Annotated in this window: 21 protein-coding genes; 12 read left to right on the forward strand and 9 right to left on the reverse strand. The window is 64.8% G+C overall.

The window, feature by feature from the left end:
• Window positions 1–33: 33 nt before the first annotated feature.
• Window positions 34–771, forward strand: a complete 738-nt coding sequence (locus CVO77_RS14095) for a DUF4336 domain-containing protein (RefSeq protein WP_105999579.1) — start codon at window positions 34–36, stop codon at window positions 769–771.
• Window positions 772–939: 168 nt separating this feature from the next.
• Here CVO77_RS14095 and CVO77_RS14100 read toward each other — a convergent pair whose 3' ends face one another.
• From CVO77_RS14100 to CVO77_RS14110, 3 genes are all read right to left on the reverse strand, one after another.
• Complete coding sequence (locus CVO77_RS14100) at window positions 940–2,532, reverse strand: DHA2 family efflux MFS transporter permease subunit (RefSeq protein ID WP_105999580.1); 1,593 nt, start codon at window positions 2,530–2,532, stop codon at window positions 940–942.
• A gap of 81 nt (window positions 2,533–2,613) precedes the next feature.
• Window positions 2,614–3,726 (reverse strand): HlyD family secretion protein, encoded by a 1,113-nt coding sequence (locus CVO77_RS14105; RefSeq protein ID WP_105999581.1) that lies wholly within the window; start codon window positions 3,724–3,726, stop codon window positions 2,614–2,616.
• Window positions 3,726–4,166 (reverse strand): MarR family winged helix-turn-helix transcriptional regulator, encoded by a 441-nt coding sequence (locus CVO77_RS14110; protein WP_105999582.1) that lies wholly within the window; start codon window positions 4,164–4,166, stop codon window positions 3,726–3,728. The genes CVO77_RS14105 and CVO77_RS14110 overlap by 1 nt, the downstream gene beginning before the upstream one ends.
• A gap of 131 nt (window positions 4,167–4,297) precedes the next feature.
• Between CVO77_RS14110 and CVO77_RS14115 the strand changes: the two genes are divergently transcribed.
• From CVO77_RS14115 to CVO77_RS14125, 3 genes are all read left to right on the forward strand, one after another.
• Window positions 4,298–4,945 carry a 2-hydroxychromene-2-carboxylate isomerase gene (locus CVO77_RS14115; protein WP_106000845.1) on the forward strand — a complete coding sequence of 216 codons (648 nt, stop codon included), beginning with the start codon at window positions 4,298–4,300 and terminating at the stop codon, window positions 4,943–4,945.
• A 237-nt stretch (window positions 4,946–5,182) separates the two neighbouring features.
• A complete protein-coding gene (locus CVO77_RS14120) occupies window positions 5,183–5,935 on the forward strand; it encodes an alpha/beta fold hydrolase (protein WP_105999583.1) in 753 nt (250 codons plus the stop codon).
• A gap of 76 nt (window positions 5,936–6,011) precedes the next feature.
• Window positions 6,012–7,856 (forward strand): M2 family metallopeptidase, encoded by a 1,845-nt coding sequence (locus CVO77_RS14125; RefSeq protein ID WP_105999584.1) that lies wholly within the window; start codon window positions 6,012–6,014, stop codon window positions 7,854–7,856.
• Between the two features lie 316 nt (window positions 7,857–8,172).
• Here CVO77_RS14125 and CVO77_RS14130 read toward each other — a convergent pair whose 3' ends face one another.
• Window positions 8,173–8,499: an ArsR/SmtB family transcription factor gene (locus tag CVO77_RS14130; RefSeq protein WP_105999585.1), complete on the reverse strand. Its 327-nt coding sequence runs from the start codon at window positions 8,497–8,499 to the stop codon at window positions 8,173–8,175.
• 47 nt (window positions 8,500–8,546) lie between these two features.
• Between CVO77_RS14130 and CVO77_RS14135 the strand changes: the two genes are divergently transcribed.
• A complete protein-coding gene (locus CVO77_RS14135; RefSeq protein WP_105999586.1) occupies window positions 8,547–9,029 on the forward strand; it encodes an SRPBCC family protein in 483 nt (160 codons plus the stop codon).
• A 139-nt stretch (window positions 9,030–9,168) separates the two neighbouring features.
• Here CVO77_RS14135 and CVO77_RS14140 read toward each other — a convergent pair whose 3' ends face one another.
• From CVO77_RS14140 to CVO77_RS14155, 4 genes are all read right to left on the reverse strand, one after another.
• Complete coding sequence (locus tag CVO77_RS14140; protein WP_105999587.1) at window positions 9,169–10,044, reverse strand: OmpA family protein; 876 nt, start codon at window positions 10,042–10,044, stop codon at window positions 9,169–9,171.
• A 183-nt stretch (window positions 10,045–10,227) separates the two neighbouring features.
• A complete protein-coding gene (locus CVO77_RS14145) occupies window positions 10,228–11,004 on the reverse strand; it encodes an SDR family NAD(P)-dependent oxidoreductase (RefSeq protein ID WP_105999588.1) in 777 nt (258 codons plus the stop codon).
• Window positions 11,005–11,227: 223 nt separating this feature from the next.
• Window positions 11,228–12,715 carry an AMP nucleosidase gene (locus CVO77_RS14150; protein WP_105999589.1) on the reverse strand — a complete coding sequence of 496 codons (1,488 nt, stop codon included), beginning with the start codon at window positions 12,713–12,715 and terminating at the stop codon, window positions 11,228–11,230.
• An 87-nt stretch (window positions 12,716–12,802) separates the two neighbouring features.
• On the reverse strand, window positions 12,803–13,285 hold the full coding sequence (locus CVO77_RS14155; RefSeq protein WP_105999590.1) for a peroxiredoxin: 483 nt from the start codon (window positions 13,283–13,285) through the stop codon (window positions 12,803–12,805).
• Window positions 13,286–13,596: 311 nt separating this feature from the next.
• On the opposite strand from CVO77_RS14155, the gene CVO77_RS14160 reads away from it, so the two are divergent.
• Window positions 13,597–14,211, forward strand: a complete 615-nt coding sequence (locus CVO77_RS14160; protein ID WP_420822515.1) for a YqgE/AlgH family protein — start codon at window positions 13,597–13,599, stop codon at window positions 14,209–14,211.
• Window positions 14,212–14,254: 43 nt separating this feature from the next.
• Here CVO77_RS14160 and CVO77_RS14165 read toward each other — a convergent pair whose 3' ends face one another.
• Window positions 14,255–14,662 carry a hypothetical protein gene (locus CVO77_RS14165; RefSeq protein WP_105999591.1) on the reverse strand — a complete coding sequence of 136 codons (408 nt, stop codon included), beginning with the start codon at window positions 14,660–14,662 and terminating at the stop codon, window positions 14,255–14,257.
• Between the two features lie 393 nt (window positions 14,663–15,055).
• Between CVO77_RS14165 and ahcY the strand changes: the two genes are divergently transcribed.
• The 6 genes from ahcY to CVO77_RS14195 all read left to right on the forward strand — a co-directional run bounded on the left by ahcY (window position 15,056) and on the right by CVO77_RS14195 (window position 24,720).
• Window positions 15,056–16,471, forward strand: coding sequence for an adenosylhomocysteinase (gene ahcY / locus CVO77_RS14170; protein ID WP_105999592.1), 1,416 nt, complete (start codon window positions 15,056–15,058; stop codon window positions 16,469–16,471).
• A gap of 151 nt (window positions 16,472–16,622) precedes the next feature.
• Window positions 16,623–19,778, forward strand: coding sequence for a TonB-dependent receptor domain-containing protein (locus tag CVO77_RS14175; RefSeq protein ID WP_158258073.1), 3,156 nt, complete (start codon window positions 16,623–16,625; stop codon window positions 19,776–19,778).
• A gap of 212 nt (window positions 19,779–19,990) precedes the next feature.
• On the forward strand, window positions 19,991–22,348 hold the full coding sequence (locus CVO77_RS14180) for a sensor histidine kinase (RefSeq protein WP_242445949.1): 2,358 nt from the start codon (window positions 19,991–19,993) through the stop codon (window positions 22,346–22,348).
• A gap of 238 nt (window positions 22,349–22,586) precedes the next feature.
• Window positions 22,587–23,036 (forward strand): tRNA (adenosine(37)-N6)-threonylcarbamoyltransferase complex ATPase subunit type 1 TsaE, encoded by a 450-nt coding sequence (gene tsaE / locus CVO77_RS14185; protein ID WP_105999594.1) that lies wholly within the window; start codon window positions 22,587–22,589, stop codon window positions 23,034–23,036.
• Window positions 23,033–24,004, forward strand: coding sequence for an aminoglycoside phosphotransferase family protein (locus CVO77_RS14190; RefSeq protein ID WP_106000848.1), 972 nt, complete (start codon window positions 23,033–23,035; stop codon window positions 24,002–24,004). The genes tsaE and CVO77_RS14190 overlap by 4 nt, the downstream gene beginning before the upstream one ends.
• On the forward strand, window positions 24,001–24,720 hold the full coding sequence (locus CVO77_RS14195; protein ID WP_105999595.1) for a nucleotidyltransferase family protein: 720 nt from the start codon (window positions 24,001–24,003) through the stop codon (window positions 24,718–24,720). Before CVO77_RS14190 ends, CVO77_RS14195 begins: the two co-directional genes overlap by 4 nt.
• Window positions 24,721–24,739: the final 19 nt, after the last annotated feature.

A 24,739-nucleotide genomic window follows, 5' to 3' on the forward strand; every position in this document is an offset into this window, starting at 1 on the left:
TGAACCGCGCGGACGGGGGTGGTAGGAAAGGCGATGGTTGGCTTTCGCCCCTATGCGCCGCTCAATATCCCCAAACCCTTCGGCGAGGCTATCTGGATCGTCGATGGACCCGAAATCCGCATGGATTATGGCCCGGCCTCGATCCCGTTTCCGACGCGGATGACGCTGGTGCGGCTGGGCGACGGACGCCTGTGGGTTCATTCGCCGATCGCGCCCGATGCCGCGCTGTTCGATGCGGTCGATGCGCTGGGCGAGGTTGCGTGGCTTATCGCCCCGAACAGCCTTCATTACTGGTTCGTCGCCGACTGGCAGCAGCGCTATCCACAGGCGAGGACCGCCGCGGTGCCGGGGCTCGCTGAAAAGGCGAAGCGGTCCTTTCGCGTCGACGCGGTGCTCGACGGCGGCGGCGTGCCGTGGCCGCGCGAGGCGGTCGACGCGGCGCTCGTTCCCGGCACGTCGGTGACCGAAGCGGTCTTTTTCCACCGTGTGTCGCGCACCGCGATCCTGACCGACCTGATCGAGAATTTCGAGCCGCGGCGCGTTATCCATCCCTTCTATCGCTGGCTTGTCCGCCTCTCGGGCGCGGCGCATCCCGACGGCAAGGCGCCGATCGATCTTCGCCTGACCTTCTGGCCGAAACGGCGCGCGGTGCGCGCGGCGGTCCGGGCCATTCTGGACTGGGATTGTCGGCGCGTCGTGATGGCGCATGGCTTGCCCTATGTGGAAAATGGCAGCGACGAACTGCGCCGCGCGCTGCGCTGGGCAAGGTGAAGGGAGTCTTCGGCCGAAAGCGAAGTTCTTCGTCCCATAACGTCGTCATTCCCGCGAAAGCGGGAACCCAGTGTGGGGTCAGCCGACGCACGCTCTGGGTTCCCGCTTTCGCGGGAATGACGAAGAGGGGAAAGATCCGCTCTCCATCCTGTTCAGGACAGTGGCGCCCTAATGCCCCATGTCGGCCGCCGACGCCGTCGGCCCACCCGGTTTGGGTGGCCGCAACAGGATGACGAGCGGGACCGAGGCAAGCGTCACCCACATCATTGCCCAGAAATTGTCGATATAGGCGATCATGGCGGCCTGCCGGTTGATCTCGGCATTGATGATCGCCATCACGCTGCCGCCAAGCTGGCCCAGCCGGTCGGAGGTCGAGGGATCGATCATCGATACCGAACCGCTGGTGATATGTGCGACCAGGTCTTCGTGGCTGGTCTGGGTGTTGGCACCGAGCAGCGTCGTGACGACCGAAATGCCGACCGAGGCACCGACGCTGCGGAACAGGTTGAGCAGGCTGGCACCGTCGGTGCGCCACGCCGGACCCAGGGTCGCGAAGGCCACGGTGTTGAGCGGGATGAAAACCAGCCCCATGCCGAGCCCCTGGACAAGGCCGCTGACGACCACCGGCCACGCACCCATCATCAGCGACCAGTGGCTCATCTGCCAAAGTGAATAGGCCGCGATCAGCAGGCCGGTGCCGACCAGCCAGCGCGCGTCGACCTTGCCGAGCAGCCGCCCGGCAACCGACATGCTGAGCAGGATACCGACGCCGCGCACCGCGAGCACCCAGCCGGTATCGATGACTGGCCAATCGAACAATCGCTGGAGCATCGGCGGCAGCAACGCCATCGACGAGAACATGACGATGCCGATCACGACCATGAAGCCCAGCGCGGTGACCAGGTTGCGGTCGGCGAGCATCCGGCGATCGAACATCGTGTTGCGCGCGGTGAGGAGGTGGATGATGAACATCCACAGGCACGAGACCGAAACGCCGGTCTCGATCCAGATTTCGAGGCTGTCGAACCAATCCTTCTGCGCGCCGCGGTCGAGCATGAGCTGGAGCGAGGCGAGGCCGAGCGCGAGCATCGAGAAGCCGAAGAGATCGAACTTGCGGCTCTGCCGCCCCGTCGCGGGAAGCAGCGCCCACATCAGCGCGAAGGTCGCCGCGCCGACCGGCAGATTGACGTAAAAGACCCAGCGCCAGTTGGCCGATTCGGTCAGCCAGCCGCCGATGATCGGTCCCAGAATCGGCCCGACCATGATCCCCATGCCCCAGATCGACATCGCGCGCGCGTGACGTTCCGGCGGATTGATGTCGAGCATCACCGACTGCGACAGGGGGCCGATGAAGGCGGCGCTGATCCCCTGGAGGAAACGAAAGAGCACCATCTCTTCCAGATTCTGCGCCGCGCCGCATGCCATCGAGGCGATGATGAAGCCGACCACCGCGCCGAGGAACAGCGCGCGCCGGCCGATCCTGTCGGCGAGCCAGCCGGTGATCGGCATCGCGACCGCCGAGGCGATGATATAGCTCGTCAACACCCAATTCACCGTCTCGCTCGTCGCGCCGAGGCTCGACTGCATGTGCGGGATGGCGACGTTGGCGATCGTCGTGTCGAGAATCTGCATCACCGACGCGCCCATGACCGCGACGGTCAAGAGGCCGCGATAGCGCACCTGTTCATGGAGCGGCCGGTCGGCATCGACGACCGTCGCCGCGGGCGCGGCGCGGCGACGGGGAAGGGCGCGGCTCGCCATCAGTGGCGTCGCGTCTGCCCCTCTCCCCTGAAGGGGAGAGGGCGATGGCGGGGAGATGCCTGGCACATCACCGGCGTCGGCTTACTTGCACCCGCCCGACGTGATCACTTTCACCTCGGTCGACAGGCCGGCGATCATCGGGCGGTTCGCGACCTCGTCGAAGGCGATGCGGACGGGGACGCGCTGCGTCACCTTGACCCAGTTGCCGGTCGCATTCTGCGCCGGCAGCACCGAAAATTCGCTGCCCGTGCCAGCGCCGATCGTCTGGACATGACCGCGCACGACCAGGCCTGGATAGGCGTCGAAGCGCATCTCGGCGCGCTGTCCCGCGCACATATGCGCCAGGTCGGTTTCCTTGAAATTGGCATCGACCCACGGATGCGCGGTATCGACGAGCGTCACCGCGGGCAGCCCCGCGACCATCATCTGGCCGAGTTGCAGGCGATTCGATTCGGCGACGCGGCCGGCGCTCGGCGCGCGCACTTCGGTGCGGCCGAGATTGACCTCGGCCTGCGCGCGCTGGACCTTCGCCGCCTCGACCTGCGGATTGACGCCGCCGGCGCCGGTCGCGAGCTTGGCGCGCGCTTCGGCCGCGTCGGCGCGCGCCTGGCCCAGGCTGGCGCGGGCCTGCTCGACCGCATGCTTCGATGCGTCATAGGCGGCCTTGGTGGTGAAGCCCTTGTCCATCAGCGCCGCCTGCCGCGCGAAATTCGATTCGGCGAAACCGACCGCTTCCTGCGCCGCCCGGATGTCGACACTGGTCGAGGCGAGGCTGGCCGACAGATTGCCGACATCGACCTTGGCGGCGTCGATCGCGGCGCTCGCCTGCGCGACGGTCAGCGCATAGGGGTGGCCGTCGATACGAAACAGCAGCTGGTCCTTCTGCACCTCCTGCCCTTCGCGTACCGCGACCTCGGTGATCAGCCCGCCGACCTCGGCCGCGACCGACACCTTGTCCATCTGGACATAGGCGTTGTCGGTCGACACCGAGCCGCCGCTCGTCAGCCAATAGACGCCGCCCGCGATGGCGAGGAGGAGCGGAACCCCGAACATCAGCGCGCGGATGCGCCACGATGGGGGCGCCCTGTCTTCGGCCTCGGGGGCCTCTGCGGCTGCCGGCACCGGGTCGGCCTTGGGCAGCGCGGTCGGTCGTGCGTCCTCGGCCTTGGGGCGGGAAGGGGAGAGCTGGTCCATCACAGGGCTTCTTTCAGGCATTCGCGGCGAGACAGATTGGCGCGCACCCGCTCGACGAGTAGGGCGAGTTGTTCGCGTTCGGCGGGGGTCAGCCCCTCGGTGGCTTCGTCATTCAGCACCTCGGCGGTGTGGCGCATCGAGTGGAGGAGGTCGCCCGCGCGCGTGGTCAGATAGAGCCGCCAGGCGCGCCGGTCGGTCGGGTCGGCGCGGCGTTCGACCAGCCTGGCCTCGACCAACCGGTCGATCATCCGCGACAGGGTGATCGGTTCGACCTCGATCAGTTCGGCGAGCGGCCCCTGCCGGATTCCCTCGTGTCGCTTGAGATAGCTGATCAGCCGCCATTGCAGCGCGGTGATCCCGCTGCCCTTCGTGCGTGCGTTGAAGGCGCGGCGGTACAGCCGCGCACTATCGTTCAGCAGGAAGCCGATCGTCTCGTTCATGGCCGAGAAAATAATAGCAGATGCTATTATATTCAATAGCTACTTTGCTGCATCTGCGAAACATCTGATATGGTGCAAAATGTCCCGACGGCGCGCTTGCACCTTCCGGCATTTTTGGCACTATGCATGCCATGACATTGACCGCCGACCTCTTCTGGTCCTTTCGCTCGCCCTATTCCTATCTGGCGATTGGCCGCTACCGGGCGCTCGCGGCCAGCCATGAACTGACGATCAACCTGCGTCCGGTCTATCCGCTGGCGATCCGCCAGCCCGATTTCTTCGAGCGCAATCACCCGAACTGGCTGAGCTATACGATGCGTGACATGATCCGCGTCGCGCAATTCCATGGCATTCCGTTCGGGCCGCCGCGACCCGACCCGATCGTCCAGAATGTGACGACCCGCGCGATCGCCGCCGAGCAGCCCTATATCTATCGCCTGACGCGCCTCGGACAGGCAGCGTCGCGCCGCGGCAAGAGCCTGGGCTTCTGTCACGAGGTCGCACGGCTGATCTGGGGCGGCGCGCAGGACTGGCATCTCGGCGACCATCTCGCCGACGCCACCCGCCGCGCCGACCTCGACCTTGCCGAACTCGACGCCGAGGCGGTGGAGGATGCGGAATCGCTCGACACCGAAATCGCCGCCAATCAGGTGGCGCTCGAGATCGCGGGACATTGGGGCGTTCCGACCCTGGTCTTCGACGGCGAACCCTTCTTCGGGCAGGACCGCATCGAAATGGCGAAATGGCGCATGGAGCAAAAAGGGCTGCGGCCGCGATAGCGGAATTTTCGCGCAGAGTTCGCGCAAAGGACGCAAAGAGCACGTAGAAATTAAAACCACCATGTTCCCCCGCGAAGGCGGGGGTCCATCTCCGGTCGGTGCGAGGTAGAGCCAGCAGGAGATGGGTCCCCGCCTTCGCGGGGGAACATTTGGTTTTGAAATCTCCCCATCCTCTGCGGCCTCTGCGCGAAAATTCCTGCATCTTGCCCTAACGCCGCATCCACGCATAAAGGCTTCATGACTATCGAACCGCAATTTTTCGATGCGCGCGATGGCGTGCGGCTGGCGTGGCGCGAGATGGGCGAAGGCTTGCCACTTATCCTCCTTCACGGCCTGTTCTCGAATGCCGAGGTCAACTGGATCAAGTTCGGCACCGCCGCGCGCATCGCCGAGGCGGGCTATCGCGTCATCATGCCCGACCTGCGCATCCACGGATCGAGCGAAGCGCCGCACGAGCCCGACCATTATCCGCCCGACATATTGGTGCAGGATCTTCAGGATCTGGTCGCGCATCTGGGTCTTGCCGATTTCGACCTCGGCGGCTTTTCGCTCGGCGCGCGGACCAGCGTTCGCGCGGTGGTCGCGGGGATGCGGCCGCGGCGGCTGATCCTCGGCGGCATGGGGCTTGCGGGGCTGGCCGGCTGGGCAAAGCGCGGGCAATTCTTCCAGCGCGTCATCGCCGACTATGACAGCGCGAAGCGTGGCGACGACATCTGGCTGTCGGTCCAGTTCATGAAGACGATGAAGATCGATCGCGTCGCGGCGCGCCTGCTGCTGGACAGCTTCACCGACACGGCGCCTGCCCTGCTGGATGCGCTGACGATGCCGGTGCTGGTCGTCTGCGGCGATCAGGACCAGGACAATGGTTCGGCGGGCGAACTGGTCGCGGCGCTGGCCGATGCGCGGCTGGCGACCATCCCCGGCACCCATATGTCGAGCGTGACCCGGCCCGATCTGGGCGAGGCGATCGCGGCGTTCCTCACCGCTTGACCCTGTCGGCCGCGCGGTCCAGATTATGCGCCATCGCGCCAGAGAGCGCACCCCTGTCCAAGAGGATCGCACCTTAATGAAAGCCATGATTTCAACGCTGTCGCTGGCCCTTTCGCTCGCGGTGGCGGCCCCCGCCCTGGCGCAAGCGGCCCCCGCTGCCGCCCCCGCCCCCACGGCAGCCCCCACCGCGGCCGACGCCGATGCCTTCATCGCCGCGGTCGAGAAGGATCTGTTCGACTATACGGTCGAGGGCAGCCAGGTGAACTGGGTCAACGCGACCTATATCACCGAAGATACCGACGCGATGGCGGCGCGGATCAACGCGATCGGCACCGAAAAATCGGTTAAATATGCGCTCGAGGCCGCGAAATATATGAATGTGCCGGGGCTGAGTGCCGATACGAAGCGCAAGCTCGACATATTGCGCACCGGCATCGTCCTGCCCGCGCCGACGACGCCCGGCGCGGCGACCGAACTCAACACAATCGCGACCGACCTGCAATCGCAGTACGGCAAGGGCCGCGGCATGCTCGACGGCAAGGAAATTTCGGGCTCGGACATCGAGGCCGAGATGGGCAATCTTCAGCGCACGCCCGCCGAATATGCCGAGATGTGGACGAGCTGGCACAATAATGTCGGCACGCCGATGAAGGACGACTATGCCAAGATGGTCGGCATCGCGAACGAAGGCGCCAAGGAGTTGGGTTTCGCCGACACCGGCGCGATGTGGCGGTCGGGATATGACATGCCGCCCGAGGAATTCGCCAAGCTGACCGAAAAGATCTGGCAGGATATGAAGCCGCTCTATGTGGCGCTCCACACCTATGTCCGTTGGAAACTGAACGAGAAATATGGCGACGCGGTGCAACCCAAGACCGGCCCGATCCGCGCCGACCTGCTCGGCAATATGTGGGCGCAGGAATGGGGCAATATCTACCCGCTCGTCGCGCCTCCGGGCACCGGCGACCTCGGCTACGACATCGGCGACCTGCTCAAGGAAAAGGGCAAGAAGCCGCTCGACATGGTCAAGGCGGGTGAGAATTTCTATTCCTCGCTGGGCTTCGCGCCGCTTCCCGAAACCTTCTGGAAGCGCAGCCAGTTCCTCAAGCCCGCCGACCGCGAGGTCGTCTGCCACGCCTCGGCGTGGGACGTCGACAACAAGGACGATGTCCGCATCAAGATGTGCATCAAGGTGAATGCCGACGATTTCGTCACCATCCACCACGAGCTCGGCCATAATTACTACCAGCGCGCCTATAACAAGCAGCCGTTCCTTTACCTGAACGGCGCGAACGACGGCTTCCACGAAGCGATCGGCGATTTCGTCGCGCTGTCGATCACCCCGCAATATCTGGTCGACATCGGCCTGCTCGACAAATCGAAGGTGCCGAGCGCCGACAAGGACATCGGCCTTTTGCTGCGGCAGGCGATGGACAAGGTCGCTTTCCTGCCCTTTGGCCTGCTCGTCGACCGCTGGCGTTGGAGCGTGTTCGACGGGTCGATCAAGCCCGCCGACTATAACAAGGCGTGGACCGACCTGCGCCTGCAATATCAGGGCATCACGCCCCCGGGCGAACGGCCGGCGAATGCCTTCGACCCCGGCGCCAAATATCATATTCCGGGCAACACCCCCTACACCCGCTATTTCCTGGCGCGCGTGCTGCAGTTCCAATTCTATCAGGCGGCGTGCAAGCAGGCGGGCTGGAAGGGGCCGCTCCACCGCTGCTCCTTCTATGGCAACAAGGCGGTCGGCGCGAAATTGAACGCGATGCTCGAAATGGGCGCGTCGAAGCCGTGGCCCGACGCGCTCCAGGCCTTCACCGGCAGCCGCGAAATGTCGGGCCGCGCGATGGCCGAATATTTCGCCCCGCTGAAGAAATGGCTCGACGAGCAGAACAAGGGGCATCCGTCGGGCTGGTAAGGCCTGCGGTCGTCAGGAAAAAGGACCGGGAAGGCGACTTCCCGGTCCTTTTTGTTCGGTGGCCGGAAATTTGGACCTTTATGACGGCTTTGGGATGGGAAGCGGACGTGGGTCTCCTAGGGGAAACCCAATAGACCGCATCCCCGAGCGAAGACGAGGGGCACGTTCGAGCGGAGCGAGAACCGCGCGCCTCCGCTGCCTCGACTTCGCTCGGCAGAGCCCCTCGTCTTCGCTCGGGGATGCGGCTTCTATGACGGCTCGCCACGCTGATTGCGGCAACAACTGGCCGAAAGCTGCTATCGGCATCCCCACATCTTCATCGAGCCTCCACGGCCTGCTTGAATCGCGCCAGGCGGGCGGTGGCTGCGGCCGCGTGGGGGCCGATCCAGCGGTCGTGGATATCGTGGATCGGCATCGCGTTCAGGTGATTCCAGCGCTCGCGGCCGCGGCGTTCGGCGATGACCAGTCCGGCGTCCTCCAGCACTTTGAGATGTTGCATCACGGTGCAGCGGTCGATGTTGGCGAAGTTGCCGCACAGCGTGCCCGTGGTCAGCGGCTGGTCCTTGAGGTCGTCGAGGATCTGGCGGCGGATATGCGACGACAGAGCCTTGAAAACACGGTCATATTCTTCGTGGATTGACATGTTGTAAATTTATAACATAATGACAGAAACGCAAGCGGAGATTGTCGATGGAGCTGAAATTCCGAGTCGCGGCGCGGATCGCGAGGCCGGTGCACGATGTGTTCGAGGCGGTCGCCGATCCCGCGCAACTGTCGCATTATTTCACCACCGGCGGCGCCAAGGGCCGGCTCGAGACCGGCGCGACGGTGACATGGGACTTCCACGATTTTCCCGGCGCCTTTCCGGTCTATGTGATCGAGGTCGTGCCCGACGAGACGATCATTCTCGAATGGCAGGCGAACGAAGGTGAGGCGCCGAACGTCGAGGGCGGCGAACTCAGGGACGCCGCCTATCGCACGCGGGTGACGATGCGTTTCAAGGGTCTCGACGACGGCCGCACGCTCGTCGAGATCGCCGAAGAGGGCTGGCGCGAGAACCAGGGCGCGCTGGGCGCGTCCTACGGCAATTGTCAGGGCTGGTCGCAGATGCTCTGCGCGCTCAAGATGTGGATCGAGCACGGCATCAATCTGCGCGAGGGGATGTATAAATAAGCGGGTATTTCGCGGGCGCGGGCGCCAACCGGAAACTCGGGCCATGGATGCTGAAACAGGTTCAGCATGACGAAGCTGTGGGAACTCCTGCCCCCGGAAAATGCCGGGGTGGGCGCCGCCCACCCCGCGCAACTTGTCCTTACAGGCCGTCGAGACCCTTGCTGACCAGGATATTCACCGCGACGCGGCGGTTCTGGGCCATGCCTTCGGGGGTGGTGTTGTCCGCGGCCGGGTCGGCTTCGGCCATCCCGGTGGGGGTCAGCATGCGATAGGGTTTCCAGCCGCACGCCTGCTGAAGATAATTGACGACGCCGCCGGCGCGCTTTTCGCTGAGCGTCTGGTTCAATTCCTGGCTTCCCCGCGAATCGGTGTAGCCGACGACGAGCAGCAGGGCGTTGTCCATCCCCTCGGCCTGGGTTGCCGCGTTGCAGAGATCGGCTTTCGCCTGCGGCGACAGCACGGCCTTGCCGGTGTCGAAGTTCACGTTCGTCGTGCCCTTGACATTATATTGGTCGATATCGCCGACGCGGCCGCGCAACGCCTCGGTCGCCGCGGTCTGTTCGGCAAAGCGCTGGTCGGTGCCGGTGCGGATCATCGATGCGGTCCTGAGATCCTTGTTCTTGAGCTCGATCTCGCTCGCGACCAGGCCGCCATCCCACTGCAAGGTCTCGACGCTGACCGGCAGGCCGTTGAGCAGCGAATTCGCGGCGAGCTTGTTGCGGCTGAGGCCCAGGAAGCCGCCGCTGGCCTTGATCCGGGTGTTGTCGCCGATCGCGATGTTCGTGTTGGTGCCGTCGGCGGTCGTGACTTGCATGCTGCCGTCGCTGCGCGCCGAGATGATGCCTTCGACCTCGGGCCCCTTGGTCATTTGGGCCGGATCGGGCATGCGTTCGCCGGTGACGGTCACGCTTTCGCTCTCGGGCGCGTCCTGCGCCTGCGCCGCCGCGCCGACCGCTGCTGTTCCAGCCAGCATGGCCAGCAGCCATAATCTCGAACTCTTGGAAACGGCACCCATATGCTACTCCTTCGATTGGATCAGCAGGGCCCGCAGTTTTCTTGGCCCCTTCTGGCACAGGAATACTCCCGGCAGGGTCCAGAGTTGCGCGGGTCATCGACCGCATTGCACGGCTCGCCTGATCGGGCGGTGTCGCAAAAAAGCCCCGCGTTCGCGGATTAGCGGCGATCGAATAGAGAAAATTCAGGCATTCCGTGCCGTTAGGCCGCCGTCGACCGGGATCACCGCGCCGGTGATATAGCTTGCGGCGGGCAGGACGAGGCTGAGCGTCATATGCGCGACCTCCTCGGGCTCGCCATAGCGGCGGAGCGCGGTGCGGCGGCGTGCGAACACCGCCTTGTCCGCCTCGGGCACCGTGTCGGTCATATTGGTGCGGATCGGGCCGGGGCAGATGCAGTTGACCGTGATGCCGTCCTTGCCGAGATCGACCGCGAGCCCGCGGGTCAGTCCGACGACGCCCGACTTGGCGGCGACATAGGGCGTGTCGCCCGGCGTCGCGCCGAGCCCCTCGGTCGAGGCGATGTTGACGATGCGCGCGGCGTCGCTGCGCCGCAGCCATGGCAGCGCGGCGCGGACCATGCGTTGGTGCGCGGTCAGCATCACCGCGATCGCGCGGTGCCAGATCGCGTCATATTCATCCGCGGCATCGAGCGGGGCAAAGCTCGAAACCCCGGCATTGTTGATCAATATATCGATGCCGCCAAAGGCCGCCGCGATGGTGGCGACGGTGCGCCTGATCGCATCGCCATCCGAAACGTCGAGCGCGAAGGCGCGGGCATCCGCGCCCGCTTCGGCCGCGACCGCCTGGCACGCCGCCAGGTCGAGGTCGGTGACCGCGACCTTCGCGCCTTCGCTGGCGAGGAGGAGCGCGGTCGCACGGCCCATGCCGCTCGCCGCGCCGGTGACGATCGCGACGCGGCCGGCGATGGAGCGCGAGAGATTGGGGGGAGAGTTCGTCATTGGCTGGATCGACTCCACTGGCGTCAGGGCTGAAGGCTATGCCGCCCATTTCTCATCGTCATGCTGAAACAAGTTCGGGGTGACGAAATATATGGGGCGCGTGCCGCTGGCTCAAGGCCGACGGCGGCCCCCGCCTGCGCGGGGGCGACGCATTATTGCGTCACCGGAACGGCGGTTCATTGCCTCCGCCGCTCAACGGAACGGCGGTTCGTTGCCGCGCCGTTCACCGGAACGGCGGCTCGTTGAACGCGCGGAGTTTGCGGCTGTGGAGCTTGGCGCCCTCGTCGCGCATCGTCTCGCAGGCGCGGATGCCGATCTGGAGGTGGGCGGCGATGGCTTCCTCGTAGAAGCGGTTCGCCTGTCCGGGCAGCTTGAGTTCGCCGTGGAGTGGCTTGTCGCTGACGCAGAGCAGCGTGCCATAGGGGACGCGGAAGCGATAACCCTGCGCGGCGATGGTGGCGCTCTCCATGTCGATGCCGATCGCGCGCGACTGCGAAAAGCGCAGCGCGCTGTCGGTGTAGCGCAATTCCCAATTGCGGTCGTCGGTGGTGACGACGGTGCCGGTGCGCATCCGTTTCTTGAGGTCGGCGCCGCTGGCCCCCGACACCGCCTCGGCCGCGCTGGCGAGCGCGAGCTGAACCTCGGCGATCGCGGGTATGGGGATTTCGGGGGGCAGGACCGCGTCGAGGATATGGTCGTCGCGAAGATAAGCGTGGGCGAGGACATAGTCGCCGATCCGCTGGCTGGGACGCAGGCCCCCGCAATGGCCGATCATCAGCCACGCCTCGGGCCGCAAGACCGCGAGATGGTCGCAGATCGTCTTGGCGTTTGCGGGGCCGACCCCGATGTTGACCAAGGTGATGCCCACGCCGTCGGGGGCGATCAAATGATAGGCGGGCATCTGGTGCCGCCGCCACGCGCTGTCGGCGACGAGCGCGCTGGCGTTGACGCCGGGCTGATCGACATAAAGCCCCGCGGCGCCGGCGAGCGCGGTATAGCGGCCCTGGCCGACCTGCGACGCCGCCCAGACGACGAATTCGTCGACATAGCGGTGATAGTTGGTGAACAATATATAGCGCTGAAAATGCTCGGGCGCGGTGCCGGTGTAATGGCGCAGCCGCGCGAGGCTGAAGTCGGTGCGCAGCGCGTCGAACAGCGCCAGCGGCTGCGGCTTGGCGGGGTCGGCGCCGAACAGTCCGTCGGCCAGTTCGTCGCCGATGTCGGCGAGTTCGGTGGTCGGGAAATGGCGCGCGAGTTCGAGCGGCGTGACCCCGCCCATGTCGGACCCGTCGCTCGCGTCGAGCACATAGGGGAAGGGGATCTGCTGCCCGGTGCGTGTCACCTCGAGCGTGATGTCATAATGGCGCGCGAGCAGCAGGAGCTGGTCGCGCAGATAATCGGCGAACAGGTCGGGGCGCGTCACGGTGGTGACGAAGACGCCGCCGCGTTCGAAACGGCCGAAGGAAAGATTATGCCCCTTTTGCCCCTCGCGCTGTTCGCCGGTGGTGGTCAGGCGGATCGCCGGATAGTCGAACAGGCCGGTCGCGGCGGCGTCGGCCGGGGGCAGCGTGCGGTCGTGGACATAGGCCGCGATGGCCGATTTGAGAGTGGAAACCGACGCGCGGAACTTGTCCTGAAGCTCGGCGATGATCGCATCGACGAGAGCGGCGGGGTCGGTGATGTCGGATGTGTTCGATGATACGGATGTCATCGCGACGCTGTTGCACGAAATTGTGACAAAAGGGAAGGGGCGGGAACGATCCTCCCCATCGCTACGCGACGGGGAGGATCATGCCATTCAAAGCTGTTCGAGCATATGATCCGCGCTCGACACGCGGAATTCGCCCGGCGCTTCGACATTGAGCTGTTCGACGACGCCGTCGTTGACGATCATCGAAAAACGCTGGCCGCGCTTGCCCATGCCAAAGGCGGTGCCGTCCATCGTCAGCCCGACCGCGTCGGCGAAGGCGCCGTTGCCGTCGGCGAGCATGGTGACGCTGTCGGTGGCGTTCGCGCCCTTGCTCCATGCGCCCATGACGAAGGCGTCGTTGACCGCGGTGCAGACGATTTCATCGACGCCCTTGGCCTTGAGCTCATCGGCCTTGTCGACGAAGCCCGGCAGATGCTTGGCCGAGCAGGTCGGGGTGAAGGCGCCGGGAACCGAGAAGAGCGCGACCTTGCGGCCCTTGAAATAATCGGCGGTGGTCACCTGTTCGGGTCCGTTTTCGGTAACCTTCACAAAGGTCGCGTCGGGCAGCTTGTCGCCGGTCTGGATCGTCATCTTGGCATCCTTTCGTTTGGAGGGGTCGCGGCCGACATTGGAGCGCGACCGCCGCGAGTCAAGGCGTGGGCGGGTCGAGGACGGGAATAATCACGCGCGCAGGGCGTGCAGAGGCCGCTGGGAAGAACGGGGTTCACGCGGAGGCGCGGAGACATGGTGCCTGCCGCGAAGCGGCTTTCCCAGTCCCGCGCCGCGCCCGGCCGAACCATGGATTATAGTCGGGGGCCTGCCGGCCCATCTTCTTTCTCCGCGCCTCCGCGTCTCCGCGCGAACCCATTGGCTCTGCGCGCGAATAGATCATTCCCGCTACCATGCGAACCTATCCGCTGGACCGCGCGGCGACGGCGCGGCATGATGGCGCCATGGACTCCGCCCCGCCCTTCTTCACCGGCCAGTTGCTGCTCGCGCTGCCGGGGATCGGCGATCCTCGCTTCGCGCATGCGGTGATCGCGATGATCAGCCATGACGAGGAAGGCGCGATGGGAATCGGGATCGCCGACCCGATCGACGGCATGACCGTCGGCGCGGTGCTCGACCAGCTCGAGATCGGGCATGACGGGCCGCTCGACCAGCCGGTTTTCCTTGGCGGGCCGGTCGAGCCGTCGCGCGGTTTCGTCATCCACAGCCGCGACTGGGGCGGCGAAGGCGCGGTGCAGGTTGCCGATCGCTGGATGGTGTCGAGCTCGCACGACATATTGCGCGCGATCGGCGAAGGCCGCGGTCCCGCGCGCTGGCTGGTCGCGCTCGGCTATGCCGGCTGGTCGCCGGGGCAGCTCGAGGAGGAAATGGTCCGCCACGGCTGGCATGTCACCCCCGGCAGCGACGCCCTGCTCTTTGAAACGCCGCCGACCAATCGCTGGCAGGCGGCGTTCGCCGAAGCGGGCGTGGACGCGCGCTTGCTGACCACCGAAGGCGGCGAAGCGTAAGTGCTAAACGTCGCCCCCGCGAAGTCGGGGGCGACGCTTTTCCCTACCGCGCCAGCGCGAGCAGCGGTTTGCCCCTGTTGAGGTTGGCGAGCGCGGTGCGCGCGGCCCAGCGCGAATCCATATAGGTTCCGCTCGCCAATTCGACGTCGTAGCGGATCGGGCTGGCGATCGCGGCCTCATAGGCGGTGGCGGCGTCGGCGGCCTGCCCAAGGCGGGCGTAAGCGGTGCCGAGGTTGATCAGCCGCGACGGATCGCGCGCATCGATCGGGCTGTGCGTCAGTTCGTCGAGCGCGGCGGCGTTGCGACCGGCCTGCAATTCCTCATAGGCGACCGACAGCGGCGACAAATCGCCCGCGTCGGCGCCGCTGACGACGATCGATTGCGCCGCGGCAGGGCTCGCGAGCAAGCCCGCGACAGCGGCGGCGAGGACCAGCGGCAGGATTTTTTTCATGATCTCTATCTCCCCGAAAACTTTGGACGATTTTCCGTCTCATGCGACGAAAAGTCAATATTTCCGGAGGGTTGTAACATGGGTGTCACAAAGGTCGATTAGGCTTATCGCCAAGGCGTATTATAAGGCACGATTATCAGAATCTTGGGCGCGGCGACTCCGTGTCACAAAGCCGCGCGGGTGATTGTCACAATTGCGGCCGCCGAAAATTATTTTCGCGCCGCCCCGGTTCGCGGCGGCCGAGTCGTGCCGAAAGCGCGACCGCGGACGGCGCGGGCCTTGAGGATATAAAGAAAAGTTTATATTTGATCGAAGCGGCGCTTTCGGCTAGGGCGCCGGGCAAATTTCGTGGCCGCTCGCCTGCGGTCGACTTCGCCAGACTGGAGACTATTCGTGGCTACTCTCGCCGCCGACACCCGTGACTATGTGATCGCCGACATCGGGCTTGCCGATTTCGGGCGCAAGGAAATCAACATCGCCGAAACCGAAATGCCGGGCCTGATGGCGCTGCGCGAAGAGTTCGGGGCGTCGCAGCCGCTGAAGGGCGCGCGCATCGTCGGGTCGCTGCACATGACGATCCAGACCGCGGTGCTGATCGAGACGCTGACCGCGCTCGGCGCCGAGGTGCGCTGGGCGACGTGCAATATCTTCTCGACCCAGGACCATGCCGCCGCCGCGATCGCCGCGTCGGGGGTGCCGGTGTTCGCGATCAAGGGCGAAAGCCTCGCCGATTATTGGGATTATGTCGGCCGCATCTTCGACTGGGGCGTCGACGATGGCACGACGTGCAATCTGATCCTCGACGACGGCGGCGATGCGACGATGTTCGCGCTGTGGGGCGCCAAGCTCGAAGCCGGGCAGACGATGCCTGCGCCCGAGAATGAGGAAGAGATCGAGATGCAGCGCGCGCTGAAGGCGTTCGTCGCGGCGAACCCCGGTTACCTGACCAAGACGGTCAAGGCGATCAAGGGCGTGTCGGAGGAAACGACGACCGGCGTCCACCGCCTGTACCACATCGCCAAGAAGGGCGAGTTGCCCTTCCCCGCGATCAACGTCAACGACAGCGTCACCAAGTCGAAGTTCGACAATCTTTATGGCTGCAAGGAATCGCTCGTCGACGCGATCCGCCGCGGCACCGACGTGATGCTCGCGGGCAAGGTCGCCACCGTCGCCGGCTTCGGCGACGTCGGTAAGGGCTCGGCGCAGTCGCTCCGCAACGGCGGCGCGCGCGTGCTGGTCACCGAAATCGACCCGATCTGCGCGCTGCAGGCGGCGATGGAGGGCTTCGAGGTCGTGACGATGGACGAGGCGGTCAAGCGTTCGGACATCTTCGTCACCGCGACGGGCAACGCCGACGTCATCACCGCCGAGCATATGGCGGGCATGAAGAATATGGCGATCGTCTGCAACATCGGCCATTTCGACAGCGAGATCCAGATCGCGGCGCTCGCCAATTACAAGTGGACCGAAGTGAAGCCGCAGGTCGACCTGGTCGAATTCCCCGACGGCAAGCAGATCATCATCCTGTCGAAGGGCCGCCTGGTCAATCTCGGCAACGCGACGGGCCACCCGAGCTTCGTGATGTCGGCGAGCTTCACCAACCAGACGCTCGCGCAGATCGAACTGTGGACGCGCAGCGAGCAGTATAAGAACGACGTCTATGTCCTGCCCAAGCATCTCGACGAAAAGGTCGCGGCGCTGCACCTCGACAAGCTCGGCGTGCAATTGAGCAAGCTGAGCCAGAAGCAGGCCGACTATATCGGGGTACCGGTCGAAGGCCCGTTCAAGCCCGACCATTATCGGTATTGAGCGCGTCCCTTATGAAGACGTGGCTTTGGTGCAACACATCGCATCCACATGTGACATGTTGGTGAGATTTTTATGGAATTCTGAAAAGCCCCCATTAAGGTCAGGCCTTATGGGGAGCTTTGCCTCCCTCTGAAAACCGGGGAGTTACATGATGAAGTTGTTTGCAAGGGCCGCGCTTGGCGCGTGCGTTTCCTTTATTGCACTGTCCGCATCGGGCGCCGCGCTTGCGCAGGAACAGGACAGCGTCGCGCCGCAGGAGAGCGTCGACTCGAAGAATTCCGACGAAACGATCATCGTCACCGGTTCGCGTATCGCGCGGCCCAATTACGACACCGTCGAACCCGTCATTGTCGTCGGCTCGCAAAGCATCGAAGATCGCGGTTTCACGACGCTGGGCCAGGCGCTCAGTGAGCAGCCGGCTTTCGGCGTTCCGGGTGCGTCGCCTGTCGGTGCCCAGTCGTCTTTCGGTCCGGGGCAGAACTTCGTCGACTTCTTCAGCCTTGGCTCGCAGCGTACACTGACGCTCGTCAACGGCCGGCGCTTTGTCGGCTCGAACACCTCGTCGATTTTCGGTCCCACGGGATCGGGCGGTAGCCAGGTCGACCTCAACATCATTCCGACCAAGTTGATCGATCGTGTCGAAACCATCGCGGTCGGCGGTGCGCCGATCTATGGCTCCGACGCGATCGCCGGAACTGTCAACGTGATCATGAAGCGCGATTACGAAGGTTTCGAGATCGACGGGCAGTACGGCCTTTCGTCGCGCGGCGATGCTGAGGAATATCGTGTGCGGGGCCTCGCAGGCTTCAACTTCGGGGATGGCCGCGGGAACTTCGTGATCTCGGGCGAATATAACAAGGCGGGCGGCCTACTTTACACTGACCGAAAATTGACGTCGAGCGGTGATTTCTTTGCGGATACCAATGATCCTGCGGATCGTTACACGCGGCGTATTTTTCGTGACCGTCGCATCCCCTCCATTGCGGAAACCGGCATTCCGTTGGTAGGCAGTCTTCTGGGTTTTCCGATTACTGACACGCAGGCGGTCAATTATTTCGGCTACCCGGAGCAAGTGGATGGTACGGTTCAGATCGGTGGACTTGATCAAAAGTTTGACGCCAATGGCAACCTGATTCCGATTATGTATGGAACTCCCACCGGCCTTCCCGGCGATCTGAATATCGATTTTTCGGGCGGCAATGGCTTTAGCCTCATTCCGCTGTCCAATCTTTTGTCCAAGATCGAGCGCATCAACGCGCTTTCGATGGCTGAATACCAGTTAACCGACAATATTCGCGTTTTTGCTGAGGGTTGGTATAGCCGTAGCAAGGGCACTAACCTGCGCGATCAGCCCGAATATAATTCCGGTATATTCGACGCCGATGGAGCGCCCGCCGGAAACTTCATTATGAGCATCGATAACCCGTATCTCAGCGATGAGACGAGGGCAGCAATTATCGATTCCATCAACAATAACCCGTTCAGCGATCAGAATTTCTTTGGAGGATCGCAGGATTATTTCTATCTCGGCCGCGCCAACACCGATCTCGTTTCGGGTCAAAGTGTCGGCAAGTCAGAGGTGATCCGCGGCGTGCTCGGTCTCGATGGTGATTTCGACTTCAACGGTCGTTCGATCAACTGGGAAGTCGTCGGCGTCTATGGTCGGGCCAAGACCAAGGCCCGCAATACCGCGCTTGCCACGCAGAATCTGTTCAATGCGCTCGATGCGGTCGACGAGGGGGTGTACAATGGCGGCCCCGCCAACGGCAACATCATCTGCCGCCCAGGTCACCCAGAAAGCAGCGCGCCGACGATCAGTTCGACCTGCGCGCCGCTCAATCCCTTTGGTCTGAATCAGGCATCGCAGGCTGCGCGCGACTATGTGACTGGTATCGCCACCCCTGTAGCATTGAACCAGCAGTGGACGGTCACCGCATCGCTCGCGGGGCCCGTCGCCTCGCTGCCGGGTGGCGATCTCGCTTTCGCAGTCGGATACGAACATCGCTACGAAAGCCAGAAATTCGACCCCGGCGCCTTCTTCCTCGGCGGACCGGACAATACGCCTGATGTCGATGAAAACGGCGATGGCGATCCGACGAATGACCCGAGTCCCTATGGTCAGACGGTGCCGATCATCGGCAGCTATGGGAATTTCAACACCGACGAAGTCTTCGGGGAGATGCGTGCCGATCTGGTCGGTCCCGACCAGAATATTCCGCTGATCCACGCGCTCGAATTCAAGGGCGCAGCACGCTACGTCGATCACAATTTCTCTGGCGCTGACCTGACCTGGACGCTCGGTGGGCGCTGGAAGCCGGTCGAAGATCTTACGATCCGTGGAAACTTCACTCGCGCAATCCGCTCGCCGTCTATTACCGAGGCGATCAATCCCGCTCAGAGCTATTTCGGTTTCGCGACCGACCCTTGTGACAAGAATCAGGTGAAGAATGGCCCTGATCCGGCGACGCGACGTGCGAACTGTATTGCTGCCGGTATCGATCCTGACACCTTCGGCTCACTGTCGGCGCAGCGCTCCTTCCCGGGCGCGGTTGCAGGCGATTCGACCCTCACAGCCGAAAAATCGAATAGCTGGACGATCGGTGCGCTGTTCCAGCCCACCTTCCTGCGCCGCTTCAACGCATCGGTCGATTATATCGACATCAAGGTGAAGGACGTCATCACCGACTTTACCGCCGGGCAGGTGCTGAGCGCGTGCTATGACTCGACGGATTATCCCAACAATCGCTTCTGTGATCAGATTCAGCGTGACGATGATGGGCAGCTGTCGTTCATCCAGACAGGTTATGCGAACCAGGCTGAGCTGCGTTACAAGGGAATTCTGGCGAATGTCGACTATACGTTTGACACACCCTTCCTCGGCGCAGACAGCCGCATGAACCTGTCGGTAAACTACCAGTATCTCGACACGCTGTCGAACCGTGCTGGTGCGGGAGCCGCCACAAATACAGCGGGCGAAATAGGTCTGTCGCAGCATAAAGCGCTGGCGTCTCTGAACTATGTCAACAAAGACTTTGGCGCACTCATTTCGGCATCATATTTCGGCAAAGCGAAATATGATGTGAATGAAGACCCCGATTTCCGCACGCCGAACAGCGTCGGCGACGTTGTCTTCATCAATGCGTCGATGACTTTCAAAGTTCAGGATAATTTCCAGCTGCGCTTCGTGGTCGACAATCTGTTCGATGCGCGTCCGCCTTATCCGTCGCCGATCGGCGGCGGGACGATCACCTACTTCCGTGGGGTGCTTGGTCGCTATTTCCGCGTCGGTGCTACCGCCAGCTTCTGATCGAAGCATGGACGCAGGAAAGGCCCGCCCTTGTTGGCGGGCCTTTTCATTTGGGGGTAGTCGAGTGTGCCGCCGTCCTTGTCGTGCGTTTCGTCGCGCGACGCTTGCGGAACCGATGCCAGACGATTGAAACGCCGCAAGACAGTCGATAGGTGCAGCAGGATGCGCCGCGACAACCGTCCTTATTCTTCACCCCGATCGGCCCGATAGCCGTGGAACTGGGCAACGGAGCCCCCTTCGCGCTCGGCCTGTTCGCGGCGCTGTGGTTGCTCGCCGGTTTGTGGGCGGTCGGGCGCGGGGTTGCGATGCAGCGGCGGTCGGCTTTTGTCGCGGGGCAGACCGATCGGCTCGCCAGCCTGATCGAAGCGTCGCCGCAGCTTCCCGTCGTCGTGCGCGCCGACTGGCGGGTCGAGGCGAGCGAGCGGCTTGGCCTGTGGCTGGGGCTCGACCGCGGCCCGCGCAATTTCGACGAGCTGCGTGGGCTCGACGCGGGGCTGGGCCAGCCCGAGCATGAGCAGCTTCGCCAGGCGATCCTCGGCGCGCAGCGCGGCGCCAAGCCCTTCATGCTCAGCCTGCGGCCGCTCGGCGGCAACCGGACGATCGTCTTTCACGGCGCCGCCGCGCCGCAGGCGGTCGGCGGGCCGGGCAGCGTGTTGCTGTGGATCAGCGACGCGACCGACGGGCAGCAGTCGCTGGCGCAGGCGCGCCGCGAACGCGAAGAAGCGATGGCGGCGTTCGCGGCGCTGTCGGGATTGATCGAGGCGGCGCCCTTTCCGATGTGGTTCCGCGAACCCGACCTGCGCCTCGCGCTCGTCAACACCGCCTATGTCCGCGCGGTCGAGGCGAAGAGCGCGGCGGCGGTGATCGACGACGGCACCGAATTGTGCGAACCCGTCGCGGGGGTAAGCGCGACCGACGCGGCCGAGGCGGCGCGCGATGCCGGATCGGCGCAGCAGCGCACCGTGCCCGTCACCATCGAGGGCGAGCGGCGGATCATGCGCGTCGTCGATGTGCCGCTGGCGCCCGACGGCGGGCGCATGATCGGCATCGCGGGCTATGCGATCGACATCCAGGAACTCGAAAGCGAGCGCGGGGCGCACCGGCGCTTCGTCGATACCCAGCGCGAACTGCTCGACCGGCTGTCGGCGGCGGTCGCGCAATTCGCCCCCGACCAGACGCTCGTCTTTGCGAACCAGCCGTTCCGGCGGCTGTTCGCGCTCGAGGCCGATCAGGTCGCCGAGACGCCGCCCTTTGCGCGGCTGCTCGACGCCTGGCGCGAGGGCGGGCGGACGCCCGAAGTGCGCGACTATCCCGAATGGCGGCAGGCGCATGTCGACTGGTTCGCGCGCGCCGAAGCGAGCGAGGAGGATTGGCTGCTGCGCGACGGCATGCACCTGCGCGTCGTTGCCCAGCCGACCCCCGACGGCGGCCTGTTGCTGATCGCCGAGGACCGGACCGAGCAGGTGCAATTGGCGGGCGCGCGCGACACGCTGCTGCGCGTGCGCACCGCGACCTTCGACAATCTGTTCGAGGCGATCGCGGTGTTCGCGCCCGATGGCCGCCTGCACTTGTGGAACCAGCGTTTCCGCCGCCTGTGGAACGTCGAGGAGCACAGGCTCGCGGCGCACCCGCGTGTCGATGCGCTGATGGGAGGGCTGGCCGACCGGCTGGCGAAGCCGAACCAGATCAGCATCGTCCAGGAAGTGATCCGCGCCGCGACGCTCGAACGCACGCAGCGCGCGGGCGAGATTCGCTTCGCCGACGGGCGCCATTTCGATTTTGCCTCGATCCCGCTGCCCGACGGCAATGCGCTGCTCATCATGCTCGACATCACCGCGAGCCGGAAGATGGAGGGCGCGCTGCGCGAGCGCAACGAAGCGCTGGAGGCCGCCGACAAGGTCAAGACCGCTTTCCTGTCGCGGATGAGCTATGAATTGCGCACGCCGCTGACCTCGATCGGCGGCTTTGGCGAGATGCTCCAGGCGGGCTATGCGGGGGAACTGCCGCCCTCGGCGAAATCCTATGTCGATGCGATCATGGATTCGGTCGGGGTGCTGGGGCGCCAGATCGACAATGTGCTCGACCTTGCGCAGGGCGAAGCGGGGACGCTCGCGGTCGAGCGGGCGCCCGTCGATGTCCGCGCGCTGCTCGAATCCGCGCTCGCCGACGCAAAGGATTTTGCCAAGGGCGAGAAGATCGAACTCGCGGGCCAGCTTGCCGAGGGGCTCGGGTCGATCGAGGGCGACGCGCCGCGGCTGTCGCGGGTCGTCGCCGGGCTGCTCGACAATGCGATCCGCTTCACCGCACCCGTAAAGCGCAGCGGCGGCCGGGTGCTGCTCCATGCCGAGGGGGACGCCGAGCGCGTCGAGATCATCATCTCGGACAATGGTCCGGGGATGCCCGACACGGTCGCCGCGGTGACCAAGGGGACGCAGACGGGGACGCAAAGCGGCGGCATCGGCCTCGCCCTCGCCCGCCAACTCGTCGCCGCGCACGGCGGGACGATGGAAGTGATGAGCGAAAAGGGGCAGGGCACGCTGGTCCGCGTCAGCTTGCCGCGGGGGAGATAGCGGCTGTGCGACGAAAGGATTCGCGCAGAGGCGCAGAGATCGCAGAGAAGAATAAAGGAATTCACGCGGAGACGCGGAGACGCGGAGATGTCGTGTCTGCCGCGAAGCGGCCCTTCTTATTTAACCGCGCGTCCAGACGCCCCGTTTGTGACGATAATGGGCCTGGCGGCCCGAGCTTTTCCCTCCGCGTCTCCGCGTCTCCGCGTGAACAAGAATCTCCGCGGACCTGACGGCATCCATGCGATCCCGCCATCCCTACACCCTCGACGAAGCCGCCCGCATCGGCGCCGCGATCGGGGCGGTGCTGGCGCCGGGCGATGTCGTGCTGCTGTCGGGCGATCTCGGTGCGGGCAAGACGACGCTGGCGCGGGCGATGCTGACGGCGCGCGGGCTTGCGGGCGAGGCGCCGAGCCCGACCTTCGCGATCGTCCAGCCCTATGCGCCGCCCGAGGTCGATCTCGCCATCGCGCATGTCGACCTCTACCGGATCGAGGCCGAGGAGGAGTTGATCGAACTCGGGCTCGACGATTATCTTTTCGACGGCGCGTTGCTGATCGAATGGCCCGAACGGCTGGGTGCGCAGGGTTGGCCGGAGGCGCTGAGCCTCCACATTTCGGGTGAGGGCGATGCCCGCGTCTTGACAGCCGAAGTGCCGGCGGCTTGGGAAGCGCGATGGCCGCTCCGATGATTCCGCCCGCCCATGCCCCGGCCTTTCTGACCGCGCATGGCTGGGGCGACGCCCAGATTTTGCCGCTGGCGGGGGACGCGTCCTTCCGCCGCTATTTCCGCGTCATCGGCAAGGGCCGCCAGGCGGTGCTGATGGACGCGCCGCCGCCGCACGAAGATCCGCGCCCGTTCATCGCGATCGCCGAATATCTGTGCGCACAAGGACTGAACGCGCCGACGATCCTTGCGCGCGATCTGGAGCGGGGCCTGCTCCTCATCGAGGATTTCGGCGACGTGCGGCTGCGCGAAACGGTCGACGACGCGCCGCAGGCCGAAGCGGACTATTATGCCGGGGTGACCGACCTGCTCGTCCACCTCCACGCGCGCCCGGCGATGGCCGGGTTGCCCGTGCATGGGCTCGAGCAATGGCTCGACGAGGTGATGCTGTTTACCGACTGGTATTGCCCGGCGCTCGATATCGAGGTCGACCGCGATGGGTTCCGCGCCGCGTGGGAGCGGGCGCTGGCGCCGGTCGAGGCTGACGGTCTGCCGCGCGTCACGGTGCTGCGCGATTTCCATGCTGAAAATATCATGCTCGTGCGCGGCAAGGACGGTATCGCCCATTATGGCCTGCTCGATTTCCAGGACGCGCTGATCGGCCATCCCGCCTATGACCTGGCCTCGGTGCTCGAGGATGCGCGGCGCGATGTGAGCCCGGCGGTCGAGACGGCGATGCTCGCGCGGTATCGGGAAGCGACGGGGCAGGATATCGACGCCGCCTATTGGGCGCTCGCGGCGCAGCGCAACACGCGCATCCTCGGGGTCTTCGTCCGGTTGTGGAAGCGCGACGGCAAGGCGGGCTATCGCCGGTTCCAGCCGCGCATGTGGGGGCTGCTCGAACGCGATCTCGCGCACCCCGCGCTGGCCCCCGTCCGGGCCTGGTTCGACGCCAATGTGCCGCTCTCGAAGCGAGCGGAGGCCTGGACATGACGGCCAAGATCGAGAGCGCGATGGTGATGGGGGCCGGGATCGGCAAGCGGATGCGTCCGCTGACCGCGACACGACCCAAGCCGCTGGTGCGCGTCGCGGGCAAGGCGCTGATCGACCATAGCCTCGACCGGATCGAGGCGGCGGGGATCGGCCATGTCGTCGTCAACGTCCATTATCTCGCCGACGCGCTCGAAGCGCATCTCGCGGCGCAGCGGCGGACGTTTACCATCGCGGTGTCCGACGAGCGCGGCCAGTTGCTCGAAACCGGCGGCGGGATGGTCAAGGCGCTGCCGCTGCTGACGGGCGACCCGATCCTGATCGTCAACAGCGACAATATCTGGACCGACGGGCCGCAGGACAGCATCACCCATCTCGCGCGTCATTGGGATGATGCGAAGATGGACGCGCTGCTGCTCGTCATCCGGCAGGCGAGCGCGACGGGGCACGGCGGCAAGGGGGATTTCCATATGGACCCGGCGGGCAAATTGTCGCGGCGCAAGCCGGGGCATATCGCGCCCTTCGTCTATACCGGCATCCAGCTCGTCTCGCGCCGCCTGCTCGAAGACGCGCCCGAGGGGGCCTTTTCGACCAACATATTGTGGGACCGCGCGATCGCGGCGGGGCGGCTCTATGGCCTGTCGCACATGGGGCAATGGTTCGACGTCGGCACCCCGGCGGCGATCGCGCCGACCGAAGCGGCGTTGAGCGGGGTTTGACACGGATCGTCATCCCGGC

Source organism: Sphingopyxis lindanitolerans (genome assembly GCF_002993885.1).
In the GTDB taxonomy this organism is placed as follows: Bacteria; Pseudomonadota; Alphaproteobacteria; order Sphingomonadales; family Sphingomonadaceae; genus Sphingopyxis; species Sphingopyxis lindanitolerans.